The sequence below is a fragment of the Streptomyces sp. CLV115 genome (assembly GCF_038448545.1).
Lineage (GTDB): Bacteria > Actinomycetota > Actinomycetes > Streptomycetales > Streptomycetaceae > Streptomyces > Streptomyces sanglieri.
The window spans coordinates 15,448-37,127 of record NZ_JBCEWQ010000083.1; the positions used below are offsets into that span (position 1 = coordinate 15,448).

Annotated in this window: 23 protein-coding genes and 1 pseudogene; 15 read left to right on the plus strand and 9 right to left on the minus strand. The window is 70.6% G+C overall.

What is annotated here, in order from left to right:
* The first annotated feature begins 166 nt into the window (after positions 1-166).
* The 3 genes from AADR41_RS25710 to AADR41_RS25720 all read left to right on the plus strand — a co-directional run bounded on the left by AADR41_RS25710 (position 167) and on the right by AADR41_RS25720 (position 4,078).
* Positions 167-943, plus strand: a complete 777-nt coding sequence (locus AADR41_RS25710; RefSeq protein WP_342283769.1) for a class I SAM-dependent methyltransferase — start codon at positions 167-169, stop codon at positions 941-943.
* Between the two features lie 236 nt (positions 944-1,179).
* A complete protein-coding gene (locus AADR41_RS25715) occupies positions 1,180-2,253 on the plus strand; it encodes an NlpC/P60 family protein (protein ID WP_342283770.1) in 1,074 nt (357 codons plus the stop codon).
* 475 nt (positions 2,254-2,728) lie between these two features.
* The gene (locus AADR41_RS25720) at positions 2,729-4,078 is read left to right on the plus strand and encodes a PP2C family protein-serine/threonine phosphatase (protein ID WP_342283771.1); all 1,350 of its coding nucleotides are present in this window, start codon (positions 2,729-2,731) and stop codon (positions 4,076-4,078) included.
* Here the strand turns inward: AADR41_RS25720 and AADR41_RS25725 are convergent.
* From AADR41_RS25725 to AADR41_RS25735, 3 genes are all read right to left on the minus strand, one after another.
* A complete protein-coding gene (locus AADR41_RS25725; RefSeq protein WP_259931466.1) occupies positions 4,060-4,407 on the minus strand; it encodes a DUF2516 family protein in 348 nt (115 codons plus the stop codon). The two genes, AADR41_RS25720 and AADR41_RS25725, sit on opposite strands and share 19 nt — an antisense overlap.
* A 229-nt stretch (positions 4,408-4,636) precedes the next feature.
* Positions 4,637-5,281 carry a hypothetical protein gene (locus tag AADR41_RS25730; RefSeq protein ID WP_342283772.1) on the minus strand — a complete coding sequence of 215 codons (645 nt, stop codon included), beginning with the start codon at positions 5,279-5,281 and terminating at the stop codon, positions 4,637-4,639.
* 27 nt (positions 5,282-5,308) lie between these two features.
* Positions 5,309-5,872, minus strand: coding sequence for a helix-turn-helix domain-containing protein (locus tag AADR41_RS25735; RefSeq protein WP_342283773.1), 564 nt, complete (start codon positions 5,870-5,872; stop codon positions 5,309-5,311).
* A gap of 375 nt (positions 5,873-6,247) precedes the next feature.
* Here AADR41_RS25735 and AADR41_RS25740 point away from each other — a divergent pair, with 375 nt between their 5' ends.
* Complete coding sequence (locus AADR41_RS25740) at positions 6,248-6,718, plus strand: DIP1984 family protein (RefSeq protein WP_342283789.1); 471 nt, start codon at positions 6,248-6,250, stop codon at positions 6,716-6,718.
* Positions 6,719-7,045: 327 nt separating this feature from the next.
* A pseudogene (locus AADR41_RS25745) lies at positions 7,046-7,407 on the plus strand (DUF5958 family protein).
* A gap of 18 nt (positions 7,408-7,425) precedes the next feature.
* Here the strand turns inward: AADR41_RS25745 and AADR41_RS25750 are convergent.
* The gene (locus AADR41_RS25750; protein WP_342283774.1) at positions 7,426-8,019 is read right to left on the minus strand and encodes a DUF4240 domain-containing protein; all 594 of its coding nucleotides are present in this window, start codon (positions 8,017-8,019) and stop codon (positions 7,426-7,428) included.
* A 57-nt stretch (positions 8,020-8,076) separates the two neighbouring features.
* Between AADR41_RS25750 and AADR41_RS25755 the strand changes: the two genes are divergently transcribed.
* A complete protein-coding gene (locus tag AADR41_RS25755; protein ID WP_342283775.1) occupies positions 8,077-8,343 on the plus strand; it encodes a hypothetical protein in 267 nt (88 codons plus the stop codon).
* Between the two features lie 648 nt (positions 8,344-8,991).
* On the opposite strand, the gene AADR41_RS25760 is transcribed toward AADR41_RS25755, so the two are convergent.
* Positions 8,992-9,852 (minus strand): aminoglycoside phosphotransferase family protein, encoded by an 861-nt coding sequence (locus AADR41_RS25760; RefSeq protein ID WP_342283776.1) that lies wholly within the window; start codon positions 9,850-9,852, stop codon positions 8,992-8,994.
* Positions 9,853-10,133: 281 nt separating this feature from the next.
* Here AADR41_RS25760 and AADR41_RS25765 point away from each other — a divergent pair, with 281 nt between their 5' ends.
* A complete protein-coding gene (locus tag AADR41_RS25765) occupies positions 10,134-11,240 on the plus strand; it encodes a MerR family transcriptional regulator (RefSeq protein WP_342283777.1) in 1,107 nt (368 codons plus the stop codon).
* A gap of 45 nt (positions 11,241-11,285) precedes the next feature.
* Here AADR41_RS25765 and AADR41_RS25770 read toward each other — a convergent pair whose 3' ends face one another.
* Entirely contained in the window at positions 11,286-11,909 is a 624-nt protein-coding gene (locus AADR41_RS25770) for a TetR/AcrR family transcriptional regulator (protein ID WP_342283778.1), read from the minus strand.
* Positions 11,910-11,989: 80 nt separating this feature from the next.
* Here AADR41_RS25770 and AADR41_RS25775 point away from each other — a divergent pair, with 80 nt between their 5' ends.
* The 3 genes from AADR41_RS25775 to AADR41_RS25785 all read left to right on the plus strand — a co-directional run bounded on the left by AADR41_RS25775 (position 11,990) and on the right by AADR41_RS25785 (position 14,279).
* Entirely contained in the window at positions 11,990-12,415 is a 426-nt protein-coding gene (locus AADR41_RS25775) for a hypothetical protein (RefSeq protein WP_342283779.1), read from the plus strand.
* A gap of 232 nt (positions 12,416-12,647) precedes the next feature.
* Positions 12,648-13,271, plus strand: a complete 624-nt coding sequence (locus AADR41_RS25780; RefSeq protein WP_342283780.1) for a histidine phosphatase family protein — start codon at positions 12,648-12,650, stop codon at positions 13,269-13,271.
* A gap of 114 nt (positions 13,272-13,385) precedes the next feature.
* Positions 13,386-14,279: a LysR family transcriptional regulator gene (locus AADR41_RS25785; RefSeq protein ID WP_342283781.1), complete on the plus strand. Its 894-nt coding sequence runs from the start codon at positions 13,386-13,388 to the stop codon at positions 14,277-14,279.
* Between the two features lie 84 nt (positions 14,280-14,363).
* Here AADR41_RS25785 and AADR41_RS25790 read toward each other — a convergent pair whose 3' ends face one another.
* Positions 14,364-15,140: an SDR family oxidoreductase gene (locus tag AADR41_RS25790; RefSeq protein WP_342283782.1), complete on the minus strand. Its 777-nt coding sequence runs from the start codon at positions 15,138-15,140 to the stop codon at positions 14,364-14,366.
* A gap of 221 nt (positions 15,141-15,361) precedes the next feature.
* On the opposite strand from AADR41_RS25790, the gene AADR41_RS25795 reads away from it, so the two are divergent.
* From AADR41_RS25795 to AADR41_RS25815, 5 genes are all read left to right on the plus strand, one after another.
* A complete protein-coding gene (locus AADR41_RS25795) occupies positions 15,362-16,033 on the plus strand; it encodes a HEAT repeat domain-containing protein (protein WP_342283783.1) in 672 nt (223 codons plus the stop codon).
* Positions 16,034-16,036: 3 nt separating this feature from the next.
* On the plus strand, positions 16,037-17,038 hold the full coding sequence (locus tag AADR41_RS25800) for a MerR family transcriptional regulator (protein WP_342283784.1): 1,002 nt from the start codon (positions 16,037-16,039) through the stop codon (positions 17,036-17,038).
* A 240-nt stretch (positions 17,039-17,278) separates the two neighbouring features.
* Positions 17,279-18,232 (plus strand): oxidoreductase, encoded by a 954-nt coding sequence (locus AADR41_RS25805; protein ID WP_342283785.1) that lies wholly within the window; start codon positions 17,279-17,281, stop codon positions 18,230-18,232.
* Positions 18,233-18,495: 263 nt separating this feature from the next.
* A complete protein-coding gene (galE, locus tag AADR41_RS25810; RefSeq protein ID WP_342283786.1) occupies positions 18,496-19,575 on the plus strand; it encodes a UDP-glucose 4-epimerase GalE in 1,080 nt (359 codons plus the stop codon).
* Positions 19,576-19,585: 10 nt separating this feature from the next.
* Complete coding sequence (locus tag AADR41_RS25815) at positions 19,586-20,110, plus strand: DUF2199 domain-containing protein (protein WP_392739473.1); 525 nt, start codon at positions 19,586-19,588, stop codon at positions 20,108-20,110.
* A 1-nt stretch (position 20,111) separates the two neighbouring features.
* Here AADR41_RS25815 and AADR41_RS25820 read toward each other — a convergent pair whose 3' ends face one another.
* Complete coding sequence (locus tag AADR41_RS25820) at positions 20,112-20,747, minus strand: TetR family transcriptional regulator (RefSeq protein ID WP_342283787.1); 636 nt, start codon at positions 20,745-20,747, stop codon at positions 20,112-20,114.
* Positions 20,748-20,772: 25 nt separating this feature from the next.
* On the minus strand, positions 20,773-21,588 hold the full coding sequence (locus tag AADR41_RS25825) for a TetR/AcrR family transcriptional regulator (RefSeq protein WP_342283788.1): 816 nt from the start codon (positions 21,586-21,588) through the stop codon (positions 20,773-20,775).
* Between the last annotated feature and the right edge of the window lie 92 nt (positions 21,589-21,680).

The window sequence follows — 21,680 nt, forward strand, 5'->3', positions numbered from 1 at the left end:
CTCACTCAGGGCATGACGGCCGAGGGACCTGAGCCCCTGCGAACGGCTGCAACAGCGGAATCTCTCCTTTCATTTCCGCTTTACCAAATCATTACGGTGCGGGCGGCGCATTCCGGCACCCCGGGCGCGCACCGGGCCCCGCCGCGAGATCGTTACGCTCACTGTCATGCGCCCCATCGGCACCGCGACCCGCGGGACCACCAACCCGAACCGGCTCCGCCGCATGGACCGCTGGATCGCCGCCACCCACGGCCCGGCCCTGCGCCGCGCCGACCGTCCCGTAGCCGTCGACCTCGGGTACGGCGCCGCGCCCTGGACCGCCGTCGAGCTGCTGCACCGGCTGCGCACGGCCGAGCCCCGCACGGCCGTGGTCGGCATCGAGATCGACCCGGAGCGGGTCGCGGCGGCGAAGCCGTACGAGTGCGAGGGCCTGACCTTCCGGCACGGCGGATTCGAGATCCCGCTCCCCGAGCGCCCCGACCTGATCCGGGCGGCGAACGTGCTGCGCCAGTACGACGAGGGCGAGGTCGCGGCGGTCTGGCGGCGGTTGTGCGCCCGCCTCGCGCCGGGCGGGCTCCTGGTGGAGGGCACCTGCGACGAGATCGGGCGCCGGCACGTCTGGGTGGCGCTCGGGCCGGAGGGTCCGCGCACGGTCACCTTCGCGACCCGGCTCGCCTCCCTGGACCGCCCCTCCGACCTCGCGGAACGCCTGCCCAAGGCGCTGATCCACCGCAATGTTCCGGGCGAACCGGTGCACGCGTTCCTACGGGACTTCGACCGGGCGTGGGCCGCGGCGGCCCCGTACGCCTCACTGGGCGCCCGGCAGCGCTGGATCACGGCGGTACGGGCGCTGTCGGGCGACTGGCCGCTGGCCGACGGGGTACGGCGGTGGCGCCAGGGCGAAGTCACGGTGAAATGGGCGGCCCTCCAGCCCAACCCGTAGCCCGACTCGCGCCGAACGGACGCGGGGCGACCGGGTCGAAGGAGGCGGACGGGAACGCGGACGGGGCACCGTTCGTCCAGAGAGAGGGAAGCCGGGGAGGCGAGGAACGCCGATCCGGGTGTGCGAACGTCAGGACGACTGCCGTGCGCCCCTGTTGCTTTTCGGTACGGCATGGCACGATCTCGACATCGGCGAAAAGTTACTGACGGTAAATCAGATTCATCGGGGGGAATCTCGTGAACCGACGTCACTGTGCCTCGGCCGCGATCACTCTGGTCTGCGCGCTGACCGTGCTCGTCACGCCGGTCCAGGCCTTCGCCGAGCCCGCACCGCCATCCCCGTCCGACGCGAAGTCCAACGCTTCCAAGGCGCCGGAGAAGAGCCTCGAAGAGGTGCGCAAGGAGATCGACGACCTCTACCGCAAGGCGGGGGCGGCCACCGACGCGTACAACCTCGCCGAGGAGAAGGCCGAGAAGCAGTCCGGCGAGATCGTGAAGCTGGCCCGCGCGATAGTCGTGGGCCAGTCGAAGATCGCCGAGCTCAAGAGCCAGGCGGGCGCCCAGGCCCGCGAGCAGTACCGCACGGGCGGACTGCCGCCCGGCGCCCAGTTCATGCTCAGTGACGACCCGCAGCTGTTCCTGGACGGGGTGAACCGGGTCCGGGAGGGCCAGCAGGCCGCACAGGGCGTGCTCGGCGAACTGACCAGGACCCAGCAGGACCTGGAGACGTACACCAAGGACGCGAGCACCAACTGGAAGAAGCTCGAAGCCGGCCGGGTCAAGCAGGCCAAGGCCAAGAAGAAGATCAACGCGCAGATCGCCGCGGCGAAGAAGCTGGAGTCCCGGCTGAAGAAGGAGGAGCGGGCCCGGCTCCTCAAGATGGAGCAGGAGGCGGAGTACAGGCAGCAGACCGCCTGGCTCAGCTCCGGCGCCCTGAAGGACATCAACCGCGAGGCGAGCGCCCGCGGCAAGAAGGCGGTGGCCTTCGCGACCGAGCAGATCGGCAAACCGTACGTCTGGGGCGCCGAGGGCCCCAAGTCGTACGACTGCTCGGGCCTCACGTCCCAGGCCTGGCTGGCGGCGGGCCGGCCGATCCCCCGCACCTCGCAGGAACAGTGGCGGCTGCTGCCGCACATCGCGATCAAGGACATGCGCCCCGGCGACCTGATCATCTACCACAGTGACGCCAGTCACGTGGGCATGTACATCGGCGACGGCGCGATCGTCCACTCGCCGCGCCCCGGCCGCAACGTCACGCTGGCGGGCGCGGGCTCGATGCAGATACTCGGGGTCGTCCGCCCGGACAAGTAGGCACCGGACGCGGGGTGCAGGGCGTGTGGGGTGCGCGGCGCAGGGGTGCACGGGGTGCACGGGGTGCGCGCGGCGCGTGCGGGGTGTGTGAGGTGCGCGGGGTGTTTGAGGTGCACGGGGCGCGTGCGGCGCGGGCGATGAACTGCACGGGCCCACGGGGCAGCCGGGGGCGCCCCGGGAGGCGCTCCGCGCCGCCGCGCGAGCGGCTCCGAACACCCCGTACCCGCACGGGCGTGATCCGCGCCACCCGCCGTACACCACCCGCGTGACCTTTGTCATGTCCGATACCCGCCCCCGAGCCGGGCACATCTCGCCGGATCCGTGACCTGACGCGGCTTATGACTGTGCATATGCCGGAGGCCAATCACGGAACGCCATTCCGTTCCACCGCCACGGCCCGCTATCGTCCCCGTCTGGCGGATCGTCGATCGTCGGTCCGCCGCGCCCTCGGGGGGAGGGAAGGAAACCCGAACCGATGCCCGTACCCGAACCGCAGCAACGCGCCGAAGCCGCTGCGGAGGCCTCCCACGGCGCCGACCTCACCCTCCTGGTGATCGAGGACGACCCGGCGGGCACCTTCACCGTCCCCGAGCTGCCGGCCGCGGCCGGCACGAGGGTGCGCATACGCACCGCCCGCAATCTCACCGAGGCGGGCCGGCTCCTCACGGACGACGTCGACTGCGTACTGCTGGACCTGGCCCTGCCCACCGGCAGCGAGACCCGCGCCTCCGGAGCCGGGGACACGGCCGGACCCGACGGGCTCGCCACCCTCCAACACGTCCTGCGGATCGCCCCGGGCCACGCCGTCCTCGCGCTCACGGCGGAGGACGACACCGCACTGGCCGCCGAGGCGGTACGGGTCGGAGCCCAGGACTACCTCTTCCGCGACGAGCTCGACGGCCGGCTGCTCAGCCGCGCCATCCGGTACGCCGTCGAGCGCAAGCGAGCCGACGCGGCCCAGCGCCGGCTCACCGAGTCCACCCTGCGCGCCCAGGAGAACGCCCGCCTCGAACGCGGGCTGCTGCCGACGCCGCTGCTCGAAGGCTCCGATCTGCGCTTCGCGGCCCGCTACCGCCCCGGCCGCAGCCGCGCGCTGCTCGGCGGGGACTTCTACGACACGGTCCGTACGCCCGACGGCACCGTCCACGCGATGATCGGCGACGTCTGCGGGCACGGCCCCGACGAGGCGGCGCTCGGCGTGGAACTGCGCATCGCGTGGCGGGCGCTGACCCTGGCCGGGCTCTGCGGCGACGAACTGCTCTCCACCCTCCAGCAGGTCCTGGAGCACGAGCGGGAGAGCGAGGAGATCTTCGCGACGCTCTGCACCGTCGACATCGCCCCCGACGGCCGGCGCGCCGGGCTCTGCCTGGCGGGCCACCCCGCCCCGCTGATCGCCCGGCAGGGACGGGCCGCGCACCTGCTCCCGTACGAGGACGGCGGCCCGGCCCTCGGCCTGCTGCCGCGCGCGCGGTGGCCGCGCCGACAGGTGGATCTCGGCGGCACCTGGAGCCTGATGATGTACACGGACGGGCTGATCGAGGGGCGCGTCGGCCCGGTCGGCACCCAGCGGCTGGGCCAGGACGGCATGGTCGCGATGATCAACCGGCAGCTGGCGGAGGGGCTGGCCGGCGAGGATCTCCTGGAGGCCGCGGTCGCCCAGGTGCGGGAGCTGAACGGCGGCGAACTGACCGACGACGTCGCGGTCCTCCTGCTCGACCGCGACCAGAACGCCGTCCGCGGCCGGACCCCGGACGGCGAACGGGGCCGGGGCGTCCCCCGGCCCCGCGCCGCGTACTCCGCGAAGGCTCAGCGCCCGCCGTTGTAGGGCCCGTACGGCCCGTCGCTGCTGGAGCCGCCGCGCCGGCCGCTGCCGCCGCCCGAGACCGCCCGCAGCGCGGGCCGTACGTCCACCAGGAAGACGATGGACGCGACCACGCCCGCGATCTGCAGGAACAGCACCGACATGTAGAGGCTCAATACGTTCACGCCGACGGCGAGGCCGAGAATGAGCAGCCAGAAGGACTTCTTCTGCTTGTCCGCGGCCCGGTAGGCGTCCTCACGGGCCACCGCTGCCATGACCAGCGCGACCACCGCCAGCACCATCATGGCCACGTAGAGCAGCGTGATGAATGTGCTGAATCCTGTGAGCAACATGGTGTGCACCGCCTAATAAATCGATGAGCGCCTCGCGGCCAAGGTACCGGGACAACGATCCGGGCACCCCTGATGGTGCCCGGCCCCGCCCCGCCGCACGCCTGTCACGTGCCTGCCATACGCCTGTCGGCGCCACAGCTCCGACATGGGATGCCGTGGCGCCGACAGGCGCCTGCTTCTCCTGCTTCCGCTTCTGCTTCCGCTTCCGCTTCTGCTTCCGCTTCTGCTTCTACTTCGCGCTCGGCGGAGTGGTCTTCTTCGCGACGGGCTTGCGCGCGGGCGCCTTCCTGGCGGGCGCGGCCGGGGCCTTGCTCTCCGGCTTGGCGGCCCTGGACGCGGGCTTCGGCGCCGGGGCGGCCTTCGCCGGACCGGGCTTGGCGGCCGGCGCGGTCCTCGTGGTGCCGGTCGGCTTCGACTCCTTGCGCGGCTCCACGACGACGGCGATCTCGACGATCTCCTCGGCCGTCTCGCCCCGCCAGTGCTTCACGGTCTGCTCGCCGCGCTCGGCGACCTTCTCGTACGTCTCCCGGGCCCGCACCGCGTACTCCGCGGCCATGCCCAGGCTCCGCAGCGCCAGGTCCTGCGCGTTCTCGCCCAGCTTCCGCAGATCGCTGTCGAACGACCCGATCACCTCGGTGACCTTGGCCTGCACGGTGGCCTGCGCCTCCTTGGCCTGCGAGGTCACCTTCTCCTGCACGGCCTTGGGGTCGGTGTTGCGCACGGCCTCGATACGCTCCGGCGCCTCGGTACGCAGCTGCTCGATCAGCGCCGGGACCTTGCGCGCCTGCTCGACGGCGAGGTCGGCCGTACCGGCGGCGAAGTAGAGGGGGGTCGGGTCGGTGAGGGTCTTGCGCAGGTCATCGGTGATGGCCATGACTGTGGTCCTCCCGGATCATCAGACTCAGTTTGAGGGTTTCTCAGGCTTTGAAGGCGCGGAGGGTATTGAGGGCTCGGAGGGTATGGAAGACGTCGAACGCTCCGAAGACGCCGAACGCTCCGAAAGCGTCGAGGGCTCCGAAGCCGCGTCGGCACCGCCGCCGTCCGCACCGGCGTCGGGCCCTGACTCGTCGCCGGTCTCCGATCCGGCGGCGACGCCGGATTCCGGTCCGGGCTCGAACCCGTTCTCCTTGCGGAAGGAGTCGTAGATCTGCAGCAGCACGCTCTTCTGCCGCTCGTTGATGGACGGATCGGCCAGAATCACCGCCCGCGTCTCCAGCTCCTCCCGCTCCCGCTCCCGCTCGTCCAGAATCCCGGCCCTTACGTAAAGGGTCTCGGCGGAGATCCGCAGCGCCTTGGCGACCTGCTGCAGCACCTCGGCGCTCGGCTTGCGCAGCCCGCGCTCGATCTGGCTGAGGTAGGGATTGGACACCCCGGCGGCGTCGGCGAGCTGCCGCAGCGACAGCTGCGCGTTGCGCCGCTGCTCGCGCAGGTACTCACCGAGATTGCCGACGTTGAGGGATGCCATACCCCGATGGTGCGCCACCCTTGCTAACTTTTGCAAGCAGACGCTTGCAAAAGTGCGCCACGCCACTCGCACGGCGGCTTGGTTCCTTGCCGCTTCTGTCCGTTCCCAGTAGACGTGGCGAGTCCCAGCACTTCTGGCGAACGACTTGGCGGAGTCCCGGCGAAGCCAGCCGTCCTGTTGTCCTGCCTCTCTGAAACTGGCGCATTCCCACTCGTTCTCGTTCGTGCTGTCGGATTCTTTTACGTAGCGCCCTGAGCGGCCGCCCGCTCTCGCTCCAGTGCCTGGTCAGGGCTCCTGTGCGTCAAAATCCAAGTGCATGTGAGCTGGTTCTCACTCGTATACTCGTGCGAGTTCACGGAGGGGGAGGTGGAGACGGTGAAGCTTGCCGAGGCACTGGCAGAACGTGCGGAGGCGACGCGCCGCGTAGAGCAGTTGCGAGCGCGCGTCGTCAGCAGTGCGCGGTACCAGGAGGGGGAGACACCCGCCGAGGATGCCGCCCAGTTGTTGGCTGAGGCCGGTGAGGTGCTGAGCGCCCTGGAAACGTTGATCCGGCGGATCAACCGGACCAACGCCACCGTGGAGATGGGTCCCGACGGCACGCTCACCGATGCCCTCGCACGCCGGGATGTCCTGCGGTTGCGTCACTCTATGGTCACCGCGGCGGCGGACGCGGCGGCGGGTAGCAGCGAGCGGGGATACGGCCGGCAACTCCGGTCCGAGCTGATGATGCTTTCCGCGCTTCCGGTCGCGGAACTGCGCGGTCAGGCAGATGTCCTTGCGCGGGAGATCCGCGAGGTCGATGTGCGGATCCAGCGCACGAACTGGGAGGTGGATCTGCTGGACTGAGTAGTCCAGCAGGCGGAGACGATGTGGAGCAGGTAGCAGCTTCGGAGGCGTGCACACACCGAGGACTGGCGGTTTTCCAGCCCACTCCTGGCGCGTGAAGAGCAACGCGGGGGTTCGACTCCCCATCAACAGTGCAGCTCAGCATGGCGTACAGGTAAAGGTGCACATCGCACAGCACATCACCACGTGCAGATCCGAAGCGGCGAGGGCGGGTTCGGGGCTTTCCACATCGCAGCACCATGGACAACGGCGATCTGAGCGCAACGGGGTGTGCGAATGGCTGATCCGTACATCATTCTGAACGAGCTCGCACAAGAGCTTCGGCCGATGTCACAGGGCATCGAGTGGTTCGAGAGCCTCTCCACTGAAGAGCAGTCCAACACCCTGCGTCTCCTGTCACATTTCTGCATTCAGGCCCGCGCCACCGCCGAGGACGGCCCGGAAAGTATCCGACGCGCCGGACTTCGCGCCACGCACACACCGGCAGTTCTGATCGCACGAGGGCGGATCGACCAGCAACTCGGAAGATCGCCAGTCTCACCCCGCACGACGAGCGCCTCAAGTCATTCCGGCTACTGATCGCGGTGCTGGCCGTCGCCGACGAACGCCGACGAGAGCGCTTCTGCTCCAACGGTTGCGGCCACGCGTGGCATCGCCTGTCTGTCGACACCCCCGAAGCCTCGGCCTGATCCCTTGCGCTTTCGCGCCTACCGAGCCAGCGGCCGGAGGGGAAACATCGCGCTCAGCCTCGGCAGTTTGCGCATCGCCTCGTCTTCGCATCGCACGTCCCACTGCTCGCCGCGCGGCCCTGGATTGCCCCCTACAGCGCCCTGCTCGGCTTCGACGGCTTCATGAAATGCGTCGCCGCAGTCGTCATCCACGCGGGTGAGTAGTCCATACGCCTCCATGGCGACGTAGTCGAGAGACTCCCACTCCGGCCAGTCGTCGTTCCAGAGCTCCCGAGGGCGACCCACCAGGCACTGAACCTCTGGAGTGTCGGCCAGAGCGTCGGGATCGATCACTGCCCGCGCGAAGGCTTCCCGACCGATCCCCACCATCCACAGGCCGAAGTAGCAGAATCCGTCGTCCGAACACCAGCCGCCGAAGATTCGCTCCGCCGCAGCCCATAGATCCCAGGTGAAGGCTTCACGCGTCACTTCGTCCAGGCGGACCTGGAACTGCACGATCTCTGTCAGCGGCCTCCGCGACAACTCGTCACGCAACCACGCCAGCCGTTCGTCCCGGCCCCGCGTCTGCCGTCGGCACTCTTCGATGAGCTTCCAGAAGGAATCGATGTCCACGGCGGCACTGTGCCAGGCACCTCTGACGCCGCGGGGTCGGCGAACTATGTTCGAGCAGTGGAGAACACGGAGATCATCATCAAGCTCACCTCTGATGAAGCGCTGGTCCTGTCGGACTGGCTGGAGCGAGTGCAGATGACGGACCTCAGCCGTCTCGTCGATGACGAGGCGGTCTGGGCGCCCATTCATAGGATGGCCGGAACGCTCGACAAGTCCCTGCCTGGGATCTTCGCAGCGGACTATGGCGAACGCCTGGACGCGGCGCGTCGCAGGCTTCGACCCGCCTCGGACGATGTCGCCAGTGATCATGAAGATGATGACTGAGCCAGCTCGCAGCATCACGCACATGAGGGGTTTCAGCCCAAACTTCTGGTGGATTCCCGTTGATTCTGGACAGTGAAGTCCATGGGGTTGGGTGGGACGAGTGATACGGCACCGCTGGACGTGGGCGAATTCGAGGTCGGTTGGCGGGATGCCAAAGGTGAACACCGCCGATCGCTGAGTGAGGCGGAGGAGGTCGAGTTCGAGACGGGACTGCCAGTACGTGGCTTAGGACGAACCTCGACCGGCACCGGCGCACCATCGACGCCGTCTGCACAGAGGCCGAGAACCGGCTGAACGTCCCCACCCTCCGCGAAAAGCTCCGTTCCCACGCCTTCTCCAACGACGCCCTCTTTCGCTGGACCGACTCCCTGGGACGATCACTGATGCTGGTGACGACGCCGGACGACTACGACGCCCTGCGGGAAGAGTCCCACCAGAACTGAAAAACACCAGGCCACGGCCGTGCCGTCCGACAGAACAAATGGGACCGTCTCGGCTCGCGCTCAAGCAGGCGCAGCACCGTCCAGATCCACTGGGCCGCCCGGCTTCGAACCCGTCCCAGCAGAACTGACAAGGCCCGGGTCAGAGACACCACCTCGATCCAGATCTTTTGGGAACGGGCAGCTTCCACGTGGCCTTCGGCGACTTCTACAGACCGCCCAGTCGCCTGGTCACGGTGTCGAGTGTCGGCCAAGGAGCACCCTCGCGCAGCAGGCGCAGGAATTCCTCTCCGAATCGCCTCCCGTCCGGAAACTGGTCGCCGAGCTCCCAACGCCACGCGGCGACCATCGCGATGACGAGCTGCCGGCACTCGTCCAGCAGCCCCTGGTCAACGCTCGGGTAGTACTCGCAGACCGCCTCGGGAACATGGGCGAGATCGAACTCGACGGGCCCACGGCAGCACGTCTCAAGGTCGATGAACAACGGTCCGTTCTTCGTGCTGAGCACATTGCCCGGATGCGGCTCGCCGTGGAGCAGCTGCTCCACGGCGCCGCGGTCGTCGATCGCCCGTCGCAGGCTTGCCAGCCTGCCGCTGAGGAACACGCGGTCCGCGTCGGCGAGCTCCGGCGAGCGGTGCGGGTCGGCGACGACTTCCTGCGCCTCCGTGATCCGGTCCGTGAACCTGGGGCTCGGCACATCGACCTTGCGCATGCCGGCGTGCAGCTGCTCCAGCGCCTTGGCGTAGTCGACCGGTGAGGTGTGAGGTGTCACGGGCTCGTAGTAGGTCCACAGCGTCACCGCGAAGCCGTCGCGCGTGTACACACGCGGGTCCGCCCGAGGCTCCAAGGGGCACATCGGGCACCCGACCTCGGTGAGCCGCTGGGCGAGATCGACTTCGAACTGTGCGACCTCTTGCCCCACAAGGGCGACCCGGGCAAATACGTCGCACGGGGTCAGCCGCAGTGCCAGCTTGTTCGAGTTGTGGAGAACGATTGCATCGGTGGCTTCCAGGCCGAGCGACGCGGCGACCGAAGTCACAGCCGCGACCGCACGCGAGATGTTGGTCATGTCCACCCTCGAATCTTGGCATGGATGAGCAAGGGCGGTGCTGAGTGAAGGCAATGCTGGGCGAGGGCGAGGGCGATGCCGAGTGAAGGCAATGCTGACGGCCAACGCGGAAAGTCACGCCCTGTGCGGAAGAGGTGTCCACCGATGGCTGACCTCGGCCGGCCCTGGCTGGCCCTGGCTGGCCCTGGTTGGCCTTGGTTGGCCTTGGTTGACCTTCACCCTGGGGGAAGCCACAGCATCGGTGGGGCCGGGCGACGTGCTCGGCATGAGGAGGGGCGGGCATGGGGTTGCTGACCATCGGGGCGTTCGCGAAGGCGTCCCGGCTGTCGCCGAAGGCGCTGCGTCTCTACGACGAACTCGGTCTGCTGACCCCCGCCCGTGTCGACCCGACGACCGGCTACCGCTTCTACGCCCCGGAACAACTGGAGCAGGCCCGGCTCGTCGCCTGGCTCCGCCGCCTGGGAATGCCGCTGGCGCGCATCCAGGGCGTCTGCGGGCTGGAGGCCTCCGAGGCGGCCCGGGAGGTCCGCGCGTTCTGGGCCCAGGTCGAGGCCGACACCGCCGCGCGGCGGGACCTCGCCTCCTTCCTCATCGGCCATCTGACCTGGAAGGACCCCGCCATGTCCCCGACCGCCAAGCCGCTGGGCATCCGTTACGCCGCTCTGTCCGACAAGGGCCTGGTCCGTGAGAGCAACCAGGACACCGCCTACGCCGGATCCCGCCTGCTCGCCGTCGCCGACGGCTTCGGCCCTCAAGGAGCCCCCGCCGGCGCGGCCGCCGTCGACGCGCTCAAGCACCTCGAAACAGACAGCATCCCGGCAGGCGATCTCCTCAACGTCCTCGAAGACGCGATCGACCGGGCCAAGCAGGCCGTGCACGGCATCGCCGGGACCGTCCCCGCTCCCGAAGAGGCCGGCACGACGCTCACCGCGATGCTCTGGACCGGATCGCAGCTGGCCCTCGTCCACATCGGCGACTCCCGCGTCCACCTCCTGCGCGGCGGGGAGCTGTTCCAGATCACGCAGGACCACACCATGGTGCAGTCGATGGTCGACGAAGGACGTCTCACCCCGGAAGAGGCCGCCTCCCACCCCCAACGGTCGCTGCTGGTACGGGCCCTGGGCCCAGGAGCCGACGGCACCCCGGACGTACGCCTCCACGACGCCCGGCAGGGGGACCGCTACCTGCTCTGCTCCGACGGCCTGTCGGCCGTCGTGCCGAAGGAAGAGATCCACCGGGTGCTCACCGGCACCGGAGAGCCCGAGCAGGCCGTCCGCGAACTCATCGCCCTCGCCAACAGCTCCGGCGGTCCCGACAACACCAGTTGCGTGATCGCCGACGTCATGGAGCTCCGGCAGCAGGAACGAGCGGCACGCACTTCGAGTTGAGCCGCGGCGACCACCACACCGCGACCGGCACGCCTCGACCGGCCATCACGATGTGTCCGCGTCCTGATCGGCGAGGGGCATCCCGGACGCCAGGGCCCGGGCGGTGTCGGCGAAGTACTGCTCGTCGGCACCGGGGGCGAGGCCGAGGGGGATGCCCTGGCCGAGACCGACGAACAGTGCCCTGAGCGCCATGGCCAGGCGTTCTGCCTGTTTCGGCGTCACGATGCCTCCGTCGTGACGCCTTCCGGTGAACAGCGCGATCAGATGGTTCTCCTGTTCCCGGACGGACACGGCGAGCCGGGATCCCAGGTCCGGATCGTGCAGGGCCATGTCCAGCAGGGTGATCTGGAGGGACAGGCGAGGCAGCGCGTCCGGGGCGTCACAGCTGCGCCGGTAGTACCGGGCGAAGGCGTCCACCGCCTCCAACAGGTCGAGTCCGGCGGGAACCGCCTGCTCGATCTCCTCGTAGTACGGCCGCAGGTGGTCGGCGACCACCGCGACCACCAGGCCGTTCTTGCTCCCGAACAGTGAGTAGATGGCGCCGGTGGTCACATCCGCGCGTGCGGCGATCTCCTCAAGCCTGGCCCGGTACCCGTCCCGGGAGACGACCTCGAACGCAGCGTCCAGCAAGGCGCGGCGGTTGCGCTCCTTGGCCTCCGCTCTCGTCATTCTCATAGTCTCATTATTGCCGTAATCTCGTTACGGAACCAGTCGGGACAAGTTCGGGACAAGTTTCGAGGAGGACGCTCATGGCCCAGCTCGTGGCATCGCGGGTGACCCGCCGGACGGTGGGCGCCGTCGCCGACGGCGCGTTCAAGGTGCTGCTCGGCGCCGCGGGCATCGTCGGCGCCGCCCCGCTCGGCCGGTTGCTCGGCACGCCTGCTTGGCTGATGGCCGTCTCGGGCGTGGCCCTGCTGATCGGCGGCGGCATCGAGATCGGTTACACGCAGAGCCGGCCGATGCGCACGTACACGCGGCTCATGATCGCCTACGACAGCGGCTGGGTGCTGGCGGCCCTGGCCGGTTTCCTGATGGCGCGGCAGGGCAGCAGCGCCGGGGGCGAAGTCTGGATCGGGTACCAGACCGTCGCACCCGTCCTGTTCGCCGCTCTGCTGATCGCCGCTGCCCCCGCGCGGCCGATTCCGGACACCCGCGCGCAGAACGCTGCCCGATGACAGCGGGGTCGACCGCCGGTCGTCCGGACCGGGGGAAGGATCCTTCAGCCGTCGGCCCGCCCCGTGCTCCCGGAGGCGCGGCACCTCGGACCGGGGGAGACAGCCGTCTCGCCCGCATCCCGCCCACACTGAGACACCCCAGGTCAGAGACAGCCGCGACGGAACTGTGTGCGAAGAGCTCCGCGTCCATCTCTGATGTACGAGATCACGGATGGCGACGGAGACACGCGACATGACGGACACAGCCGCTCGGTACCTCTACCTCGCTCGGCACGGGGAAGCGTCGGCGGATGAGACGACCCTGACGGAGAACGGTCGGCGCCAGGCCGTTCTGCTCGGTGAACGGCTCCGGAGCACCCCGCTCTCGGCGATCCACCACGGGCCGCTGCCCCGGGCGCAGGAGACGGCCCAGCTGATCGGCGCGCAGCTCGACGGCGTCCCGCTGCACAGGTCGGAGACGGCCGGCGACTACGTCCCCTACCTGCCGGCGAAGGAGGAGCTGCCGCCGGATGCGGCCGATGCCCTGCTCGGCTTCCTGGCTCAGGTCCCAAAGGAGGAGCGCGATCCCGGTCCGGCGCTGGCCCGGAAGGCGCTCGCGGAATTCACCGGACCGGTCGACGGGGACCGCCCCCGCCATGAACTGGTCGTCACGCACAACTTCCTCATCGGCTGGCTGGTCCGGGCCGCTCTCGACGCGCCCGAGTGGCGCTGGCTGGGCCTCAACCACTGCAACGCGGCTCTGACGGTCATCCGTTACGCACCCGGCAGGCCGTCCACCGTGCTGTTCCACAACGACATGGGGCACCTGCCGGCGGAACTGCGCTGGACCGGCTTCCCGCCCGAATTCCAAGCCTGACCCGGCCGGCGGCCCGACCACCCGGGCCGCCGGGCCCTCAGGAATCTTTGGCGGCGGTACCGGGTTGCCAGCCACTACAGCGATGACTACGAGGGGACGAGGGAGCAGAGGCCGATGAGCCTTCGTCAGTTCGAGTACGCCCTGGCCGTCGCCGAGGAGGGCTCGGTGACGGCGGCCGCGGAGCTGCTGCACGTCGCCCAGCCATCGGTGTCCCAGCAGATCCGCGGCCTGGAGCGGGAGCTGGGCGTGGAACTGTTCACCCGCACGCCGACCGGGCTGGTACCCACCGTGGTCGGCCGCGCGTTCCTCCGGGAGGCCGAGGCCGCGGTGAGCGCGGCACGGCGGGCCAGGGCGACGGCGCGGGCCGGCGCCGACGAACTGGTGGGCGAGCTGGTGGTCGCCGTCCAGATGGGCTTCGGCACACGGCAACTGCCCGGCGCGCTCGGTGCGTTGCGTCGCCGCTTCCCGCGGCTGGAGGTCACCGTCTTCGAGGAGCCGAGCTCCGCCGAGCTGGAGCGGCTGTGCCGCCGGGGCGTACTGGGCCTCGCCCTGATGGCGGCGTGCGAGCGGAGCCCCGCCGACGCCCACCACCTCGGCGACGAGGAGTTCGTCGTGGTGGGCGCCGGACACCGGCAGCCCGGCGCGGACCGGGTCGAGCTGCGCGAACTGGACGGGGAGCCGTGGGTGCGGTTCGACCGCGACAGCGCGCTCGACGGCGTGCTGCTGAACGTACTGCGGGAGAACGGTCTGACCCCGGTCACGGCCGCCCGCGCGTCCCAGACGGCGACGGCCGTACGCTGGGCCGCCCACGGGCTGGGGGTGACGCTCGTCCCGGCCTCCGCGGTGCCCCACGGTCACGAGCACCTGGTGCGTCCGGTGCTCCCGGCCGTGTCCCAGCCCGTCATCGCCGTGGTCCGGCCCGGCGCGGGCCCGGCGGAGGCGGCCCTGCTCGAACTTCTGCGCAAGGAGACCTGGTCCGGCTCCGATTTCCCCTCTCCGACCCGCTGAGGACCGGAAAGGGGCGGGCGCCGCCGAATTCCCCCGGGGAATCCACGCCCCCTTCGGGAATTGCGTGAATCCTTGGCAATTGCGTCAGCCCCTCGGGAATTCACCGCCGTCCACGACGAGATTGCTCCCGGTCAGCCAGCCCGCCCGGTCGGACACGAGGAACAGCACCGCGTCCGCGATGTCGTCGGGCCGGCCGTCGCGTCCCAGCGGGGCGGTGGCGTCGGCACCGGTCTGGCCCGGCGCCGTGTCCAGGCGCGCCCACCGCTCCCGTGTCTCTTCGCCGCCGGGGGTGGCGACCCTGCCGGGGGTCACGGTGTTGACCCGGATCCCGGACGGGGCCAGCTCCAGGGACAGCCCCCGGCTGTACGTCTCCAGCGCCGCCTTCGCCGCCACGTAGTGCAGGAACGGTCCCACGGGGGTGAGGACCGCGGCCGAGGAGACGTGCACGATCGTCCCCGACTGCCGCTCCCGCATACCCGGGACCAGCAGCGAGTCCAGCCGTACCGACGCCAGGTAGTTCAGGTCCAGCGCGTCCTGCCACTCCTCGTCCGGAATGGCCAGGGCGCCTGCGTGGGGCCGCGCCCCGCCCGCGTTGTGGACCAGGATGTCCACCCCGCCGAGCTCCTTCCGCACGGCGGCGGCGACCGTCTCCGCCCCGGCCCGCGTCCGCACATCGGCCGCCACGAAGGAGGCCCCGTCGGGCACCGTGCTCGTCGCCGACCTGGCAGTCGTGAGCACCTCGGCGCCCGCGTCCAGCAGTTGGCGCACGACGGCCGCTCCAATGCCGCGGGAACCACCTGTGACCAGGGCCCGCCTTCCCGTGAATTCCCGTGTTCCCGATCCGTTTCCGATTGTGGGCATGCCACCGGTCCTCTCGATCGCGTGTTTGTCCGCCCGACGGAATGAGGAAAGTGACCGCCTCGCCGAGCTGTTTCACGGTACGTACGGAAAAGAGCGAGAGGCAAAGACGAAATACCAGCGGGCGCCATAGGGAATTCCTATGGGCGTCCCGTGCACGGCGGACGCCGCTTGACCTTGACACTGTGACAAGGCCTTCACTGCTTGCCGAGGAGGTGGTCTCGATGACGATCACGGGACAGGACACGGATGTGGCGCGGGCGCTCGGAGCGCTGGAGGACGGTCGTGCGTCCGTGCGGCTGCGGGCCGCCATGGCGGTCGGTACGGCACCCGACCCTCGTTTCGTCGGCAAGCTCGTCGAGCGATGCGCGATCGAGCCCGAGTTCTTCGTCCGCGACATGCTGACCTGGGCGCTCACCCGCCACCCGGTGTCCCTGACGCTCCCTCCGGTGGTCCGCGAGGTCCGCTCGGAGCACGCGCAGGCACGGAGTCAGGCGCTGCACACGCTGTCGAAGATCGGGGACCGGCGGGCGTGGCCGGCGATCACCCGGGCGCTGCTGACCGACGCCGACGACGAGGTGGCGCGGAGCGCCTGGCGGACCGCGGTCGTACTCGTACCGGAAGGCGAGGAGTCCGCCCTGGCCGTGGTGCTGGCGACACAGCTCGGGCGCGGTGGCCGTCAGACGCAGCTGAGTCTCAGCCGGGCGCTGGTCGCGCTCGGCGAAGTGGTCGCACCGGCCCTGCACGCGGCGACGTCGTCCCCCGACCCCGGCGCGCACGCGCACGCGCTCGCCACCCAACGGCTGCTGCGCGATCCGGACACCGGGTTCGAGTTCGCCATCGAGGAGGCGAAGCGCGTCGTGGCCCTCGGCGGGTCCGGCCGGGAGGGACGATGAGGCGTGTTGATCGGTGAGGTGGCGCGACGGTCCGGGGTCAGTGCCCGCATGCTCAGGCATTACGAGTCGCTCGGTCTGGTGCGGCCTTCGGGCCGTACCGGCTCCGGCTACCGGGAGTACTCCGAGGAGGACATCCGGCGGATCTTCCATGTCGAGAGCCTGCGGTCGCTGGGGCTGACACTCCGTGAGATCGGGCGCGCGCTCGACGATCCCGGCTTCGTACCCTCGGCGCTCGTCGGTGACCTCATCCGTCAGACACGCGAGCGGATCGCGGCCGAGACCGAACTGCTCACACGGCTCCGCCGGATCGATGCCGCGGACCCGGACGGCTGGGAGGACGTCCTCCAGGTCGTCGCGCTCCTCCAGGCACTGGCGTCGAAGAGCCCCGACGCGCGCCAGCGCGCCGCCCTCTCCTCGGTCGACGAGGTCCCGGTGCCGGTGGAGGCCCTGGTCGAGGCGGCGTTGAGCGAGACGGAGCCGAACGTCGCCGGAGCCATTCGGTGGGCGCTGGCCCGATCGGGCGGCGGCCCGGCACTGCTGGCGAAGGGCCTCGGTTCACCGGTGGCCGCGGTGCGGGAACGTGCCGTTCGGTCGCTCGCCGAGATGCCCGGCGACGAGGCCGACACGCTGCTGCGGGAGGCCCTCACGCACCCCGATGCCGTGGTCCGGGGGTACGCGGCCCTGGCACTCGGGACACGCGGCGCGGCCGATGTGGTCCCGACGCTCATCGACATGATCGCGGCGGGAAGGAACGACACCGACGCGGCCGATGCGCTGAGCGTGCTGGCGGCGGACGGCACCGCGGCGGCGGACCGGATCGCGACCGGGCTCGTCGACCGCCTCGCCCACGACACCGGCGCACCCGCACGCGGACGGCTGACCCAGGCGCTGGCGGGTGTCCCGGGACCGACGGCGTCACGCGCCCTCGTGGAGCTGTCGCACGACGAGGACCGCGCCGTCGCGCTGACCGCGACGTACCTGCTCCGGCTGCGCGAGGCGCAGTGACGGGCCCCTCCCGCAGAGGGAGGGATCCCGGTCGGCAGGGGGAGGGATCCCGGTCGGCAGGGGAGGGATCCCGGCCGGACCGGCGCCGGACCGGCGCCCGGACACCGTCCGCGGAATCCGGAGCGACCGCGGCGCGGACGGACAACGGGGCTGCCCCGGCGGCGGGTTCCGCCGGGTCACCGGGCTGCCGCGGAGGAAATGGATGTGGCAAACCGGCCCCACGGGCGCGATGCTGCCCCCATGACCTCCTCATCTGCCGAACCGGCCCCGCACTCCGTTCCCACACCCACCACCAGCACCACCAGCACCACCAGCAACGACGGCAACGACAGTGCCTCGGGCCCCGGTGACTTCGAACTGGGCGGCATCGTCACCGTCCCGCGGCTCGGCTTCGGGGCCATGCAGCTGCCGGGGCGGTGGAGCGGACCGGCCGGCGACACGGCGAAGGCCGTGGCCGTGACGCGGCGCGCCGTCGAGCTGGGGGCGCGGTACATCGACACCGCCGCCTTCTACTTCTCCCCCACCCACCGGGCCAACGACCTGCTCCGCGAGGCCCTTTACCCGTACGCCCCGGACATCACCATCGCCACCAAGGTCGGCCCGCTGCGGGACGAGAACGGCGAGATGTACGCCGAGGCCCGCCCCGATCAGCTGCGCGCGGAGGTGGAGCGGAACCTGGAGGACCTGGGGGTCGACACCCTCGACCTGGTGCATCTGCGGGTCGGCCGGCTGAGCGGCAGCGGCGGCGAGTCGCTCGGTGAACGCTTCGCCGTACTGGCGGCGCTGCGCGAGGAGGGGCTGATCCGGCAGCTGGGCGTCAGCAATGTGACGCGCGATCAGCTCGCGGAGGCCCGTTCGATCGCGCCGGTCGCCGCCGTGCAGAACCGCTTCGGTGTGCTCGACCAGGGCGATGCCGCGCTCGTCGACGAGTGCGCGGACGCCGGTATCGCGTACATGCCGTTCTTCGCGCTCGGCGGCGGGCACACCGACCTCGGCCAGGAGAACCTCCGGAAGGTGGGCGAGCGGCACGGCGCGACGGTGCACCAGGTGGCCATCGCGTGGGGCCTGGCGCGCTCGCCCTCGATCGTCCAGATCCCCGGCACCGCCTCGCCCGCCCACCTGGAGGAGAACATGGCCGCCGGGCGCCTGGTCCTCGACGAGGACGACATGGCACTGCTCGGGCGTCGCGACTGAGGACCGTACCGCCCAGGCGGCACTCCCGCCGGACCGTGCCGGACTCATGCCGCCCGGCACGGTCCGGCGGGAGAGGCACGCCCTGCGGGAGAGGCACGCCCCGGCTGAACGGCACGGACCGGCGAGAAGGACACGTTCCGGCGGAAGAGGCGCCGGGAACGGCGGTCCCCAGGCGGTGGCGGGCGGGCTTCCGGACGAGGCCCCCGGCCCACCGCTTCGGCCTACGATCCCTTCACCAGCTCACTGAGAGAGGCGGACATCGCATGAAGGTCCTGATCGCCGGAGGCGCGGGGTACATCGGCAGCACGGTCGCGTCCGCGTGCGCGGACGCCGGCATCACTCCCGTCGTCCTCGACAACCTGGTCACGGGCAGGCGGGAGTTCACCGAGGGCCGGTCCTTCCACGAAGGCGACATCGCGGACGGTGCCCTGATCGACCGGGTCTTCGCCGAGCATCCGGACATCGATGCCGTGGTCCACTGCGCGGCGCTGATCGTGGTCCCGGAATCGGTCGCCGACCCGGTCGGCTACTACCGGGCGAACGTGGCCAAGAGCCTGGAGTTCGCGGACCACCTGCTGCGCAACGGCTGCACCCGCATGATCTTCAGCTCCTCCGCCTCCATCTACGCCGCCGGCGCGGACCTGACGGTCGACGAGGACTCCCCGCTCGCCCCGCAGAGCCCGTACGCGCGCACCAAGGCGGTGTGCGAGGCGATGTTCGCCGACATCTCCGCCGGCCGGCCGCTCCGGGTGGTGTCCCTGCGCTACTTCAACCCGGTCGGCGCGGACCCGAAGCTGCGCACCGGGCTGCAACTGCGGCACCCGAGCCACGCCCTGGGCAAGATGATCCAGGCCCGGGAGGAGGGCGTCCCGTTCCACGTCACCGGGACCGGCTACCCGACGCGCGACGGCTCCGGGATCCGGGACTACATCCACGTCTGGGACCTGGCCGCCGCACACGTGGCCGCGCTCCGGGCCTTCGACACCCTCCTGCCCGAACGGGGCGGGGAGCCGGGGCCCGGCTCCATGGTCATCAACCTGGGCACCGGCACGGGCACCACCGTGCGCGAACTCCTCGACGCCTTCAACGAGGTGACCGGCACCCCCGTCCCGGCGGTCGACGCGGCGGCACGGCCGGGCGACGCGGCGGGGGCGTACACCCGGAGCGACCGGGCGGAGCGGCTGCTGGGATGGCGGCCGCAGTACTCACTGAAGGAGGGCATCCGCCACTCCCTGGAGTGGGCCTCGGTACGCGAGGACGTACTCCGGGGAACGGCCCGACAGCGAACGGTGACGGCAGGAAGCGGGCAGCATTCCGACCACGGCCCCGGAGCCTCTCGTTAGGATCCCGCCCATGGCTATCGACCCCGGCTACATCTGCTCCCGCTGCGGCGAACACCACGCGGAACTCCCGATGGGGTACTCGACCATGGCGCCCGACGTCTGGGACGCGAGTCTGGAGAGCGACCCCGACAGCATGCTCTCCTGCGACCAGTGCATCGTCAGACACGAGCACTACTTCATCAAGGGCCTGATCGAGATACCCGTGTCCGGCAGCGAGGAGCCCTTCTCCTGGGGCGTCTGGGTCTCGCTCAGCCGGGAGAACTTCGCCCGCGCCCTCGATGTGTGGGAGACCCCCGGCCGCGAGTCCGAGCAGCCGTACTTCGGCTGGCTGAGCACCGAGCTGGGGCTGTACTCGCCCCGCACGACCAACCTGCGGACCAACGCCCACACCCGCCCGATCGGCCGCCGCCCCAGCATCGAGCTGGAGCACACCGACCACCCCCTCGCCGTGGAACAGCGCACCGGCATCACCCGGGACCGGGTGCGGGAGATCGCCGAAGCGGTGCTGCACGCCGAGGACGACCGGGTCTCCTGAGCTACCACTGCTCCCCGAGCCCCGACCGCAGCTGCGCGAAGGCGAGTTCGGCCGCCTCGACCGCATCCGCGTACACCTGCCGCGCGCTCTCCCCCGCGTCGATCCGCCGCCAGTTCTCCAGGGCGAGGATGCGCAGTACGGCGACGATCTGGCCCGCCGCCAGCCGGTCCGCCACCCGGTCGCCCAGCGCACGGGCGAGCGCCGCCTCCGAGCGGCTCTGGTAGCCGTACAGGCGGGCCACCAGGGACGGCGTCCCGTACAGCAGCCGCTGGAACGCCAGCACCTGCGGCACATCGCAGAGCCCGGTCACCGGGTCGCCCTGCTCCAGCCCGGCCAGGAAGTTGCGGCGCAGCGCGTCCAGCGGGGATTCGCTCTCCGCCCGGGTGGCGACCACGCGGGCCGACTCGTCCTCGTGGTCGGCGAACCGGTGCAGGACCAGGTCCTCCTTGGCCGGGAAGTACCGGAAGAGCGTCGGCTTCGAGATGTCGGCGGCCGCGGCCACCTCGGCCACCGACACCTTGTCGAAGCCCCGGTCCAAAAACATCGCGATCGCGGCCTCGGAGACCGCCTGGTACGTCAGCCGCTTCTTCCGCTCCCGCAGGCTCATCCGCTCGGTCCCGGGCTTCTCTCCGTCCATGACCACGAAGCGTACGCTCCCGACCTCAACCGGACTTGACCTCGGGCAGCGGCCGCGCCCGCCTTCCGTCCGGCTCGGCCCGCGCCTCCATCAGCGCCTCGATCCCGTCCAGCACCCGCTCCAGCCCGAAGGCGAACTCCTCGTCGGGCCCGCGCGGCGCCCCCAGCACCCCGGAATCCAGCACCCGGGAGAGCGACGGATGGCGCACGGGGTCGACGAGCCGGTTCAGGGTGCGGGTGTGCCCGTCCGCCACCTCCTGCGCCGGAACGCCACGCGCCTCGACGGCGGCCGCGAGATCACTCATCAGCAGCGCCTCATTCCGTACGAACCCGTTGACGAGCAGGATGACGGAGACCTCGTCGCGCGCGTCCAGACCGGTGCCTTCGAGGGCTCTCAGACCCTGCTCCCACCAGGCGACGGAGTTCGGGCTGGCGGGCGGGCCCGAGACCGGGATGCGGAGCATCCACAGATTGCGGTGGAACACCCGGCGCTGCGCCCACGCCCACCGGGAGAGCGCCTCCCGCCAGCCGGCGCCGCCGGTCGGCGCGGGCAGCGGGGGCGGTGGGCCCATCGCCGCCTCCTGCATCAGGACGTACAGCTCCCCCTTGGCGGACACGTACCGGTAGAGCGACATCGTCGAGGCCCCCAGGTCCTTGGCGACCCGCCCCATCGACACCCCGCCGAGCCCCTCGGACGCGGCCACCGCCACCGCGGCGTCCACGATGCGGGCCAGACTCAGCCCCGGCTTCGGGCCCTTGACCGGCCGCGCCCGCAGCCCCCAGGCGGCCTCGATGCTGGCCGGCAGGCCCGTACCGCCCGACGAGCCCTTCTCCTCAGTCACCTGAACCCCATCTTCCGGGTGGTGCCCATCGCCGCCCGGCCCACGAGCCCCCCGCCCGTGCGACGTCCCGCCCTCGGTGCCCATCCTAGTTT

What these genes read in the sequence shown, in the direction of transcription:
- AADR41_RS25735 (WP_342283773.1), bottom strand. Translation starts at nt 5,872, where the DNA reads ATGGCATCCCTCAACGTCGGCAATCTCGGTGAGTACCTGCGCGAGCAG.
- AADR41_RS25730 (WP_342283772.1), bottom strand. Translation starts at nt 5,281, where the DNA reads ATGGCCATCACCGATGACCTGCGCAAGACCCTCACCGACCCGACCCCC.
- AADR41_RS25765 (WP_342283777.1), top strand. Translation starts at nt 10,134, where the DNA reads ATGGGGTTGCTGACCATCGGGGCGTTCGCGAAGGCGTCCCGGCTGTCG.
- AADR41_RS25805 (WP_342283785.1), top strand. Translation starts at nt 17,279, where the DNA reads ATGACCTCCTCATCTGCCGAACCGGCCCCGCACTCCGTTCCCACACCC.
- AADR41_RS25775 (WP_342283779.1), top strand. Translation starts at nt 11,990, where the DNA reads ATGGCCCAGCTCGTGGCATCGCGGGTGACCCGCCGGACGGTGGGCGCC.
- AADR41_RS25780 (WP_342283780.1), top strand. Translation starts at nt 12,648, where the DNA reads ATGACGGACACAGCCGCTCGGTACCTCTACCTCGCTCGGCACGGGGAA.
- AADR41_RS25760 (WP_342283776.1), bottom strand. Translation starts at nt 9,852, where the DNA reads ATGACCAACATCTCGCGTGCGGTCGCGGCTGTGACTTCGGTCGCCGCG.
- AADR41_RS25725 (WP_259931466.1), bottom strand. Translation starts at nt 4,407, where the DNA reads ATGTTGCTCACAGGATTCAGCACATTCATCACGCTGCTCTACGTGGCC.
- AADR41_RS25820 (WP_342283787.1), bottom strand. Translation starts at nt 20,747, where the DNA reads ATGGACGGAGAGAAGCCCGGGACCGAGCGGATGAGCCTGCGGGAGCGG.
- AADR41_RS25785 (WP_342283781.1), top strand. Translation starts at nt 13,386, where the DNA reads ATGAGCCTTCGTCAGTTCGAGTACGCCCTGGCCGTCGCCGAGGAGGGC.
- AADR41_RS25770 (WP_342283778.1), bottom strand. Translation starts at nt 11,909, where the DNA reads ATGACGAGAGCGGAGGCCAAGGAGCGCAACCGCCGCGCCTTGCTGGAC.
- AADR41_RS25720 (WP_342283771.1), top strand. Translation starts at nt 2,729, where the DNA reads ATGCCCGTACCCGAACCGCAGCAACGCGCCGAAGCCGCTGCGGAGGCC.
- AADR41_RS25815 (WP_392739473.1), top strand. Translation starts at nt 19,586, where the DNA reads ATGGCTATCGACCCCGGCTACATCTGCTCCCGCTGCGGCGAACACCAC.
- AADR41_RS25710 (WP_342283769.1), top strand. Translation starts at nt 167, where the DNA reads ATGCGCCCCATCGGCACCGCGACCCGCGGGACCACCAACCCGAACCGG.
- AADR41_RS25795 (WP_342283783.1), top strand. Translation starts at nt 15,362, where the DNA reads ATGACGATCACGGGACAGGACACGGATGTGGCGCGGGCGCTCGGAGCG.
- AADR41_RS25790 (WP_342283782.1), bottom strand. Translation starts at nt 15,140, where the DNA reads ATGCCCACAATCGGAAACGGATCGGGAACACGGGAATTCACGGGAAGG.
- galE (WP_342283786.1), top strand. Translation starts at nt 18,496, where the DNA reads ATGAAGGTCCTGATCGCCGGAGGCGCGGGGTACATCGGCAGCACGGTC.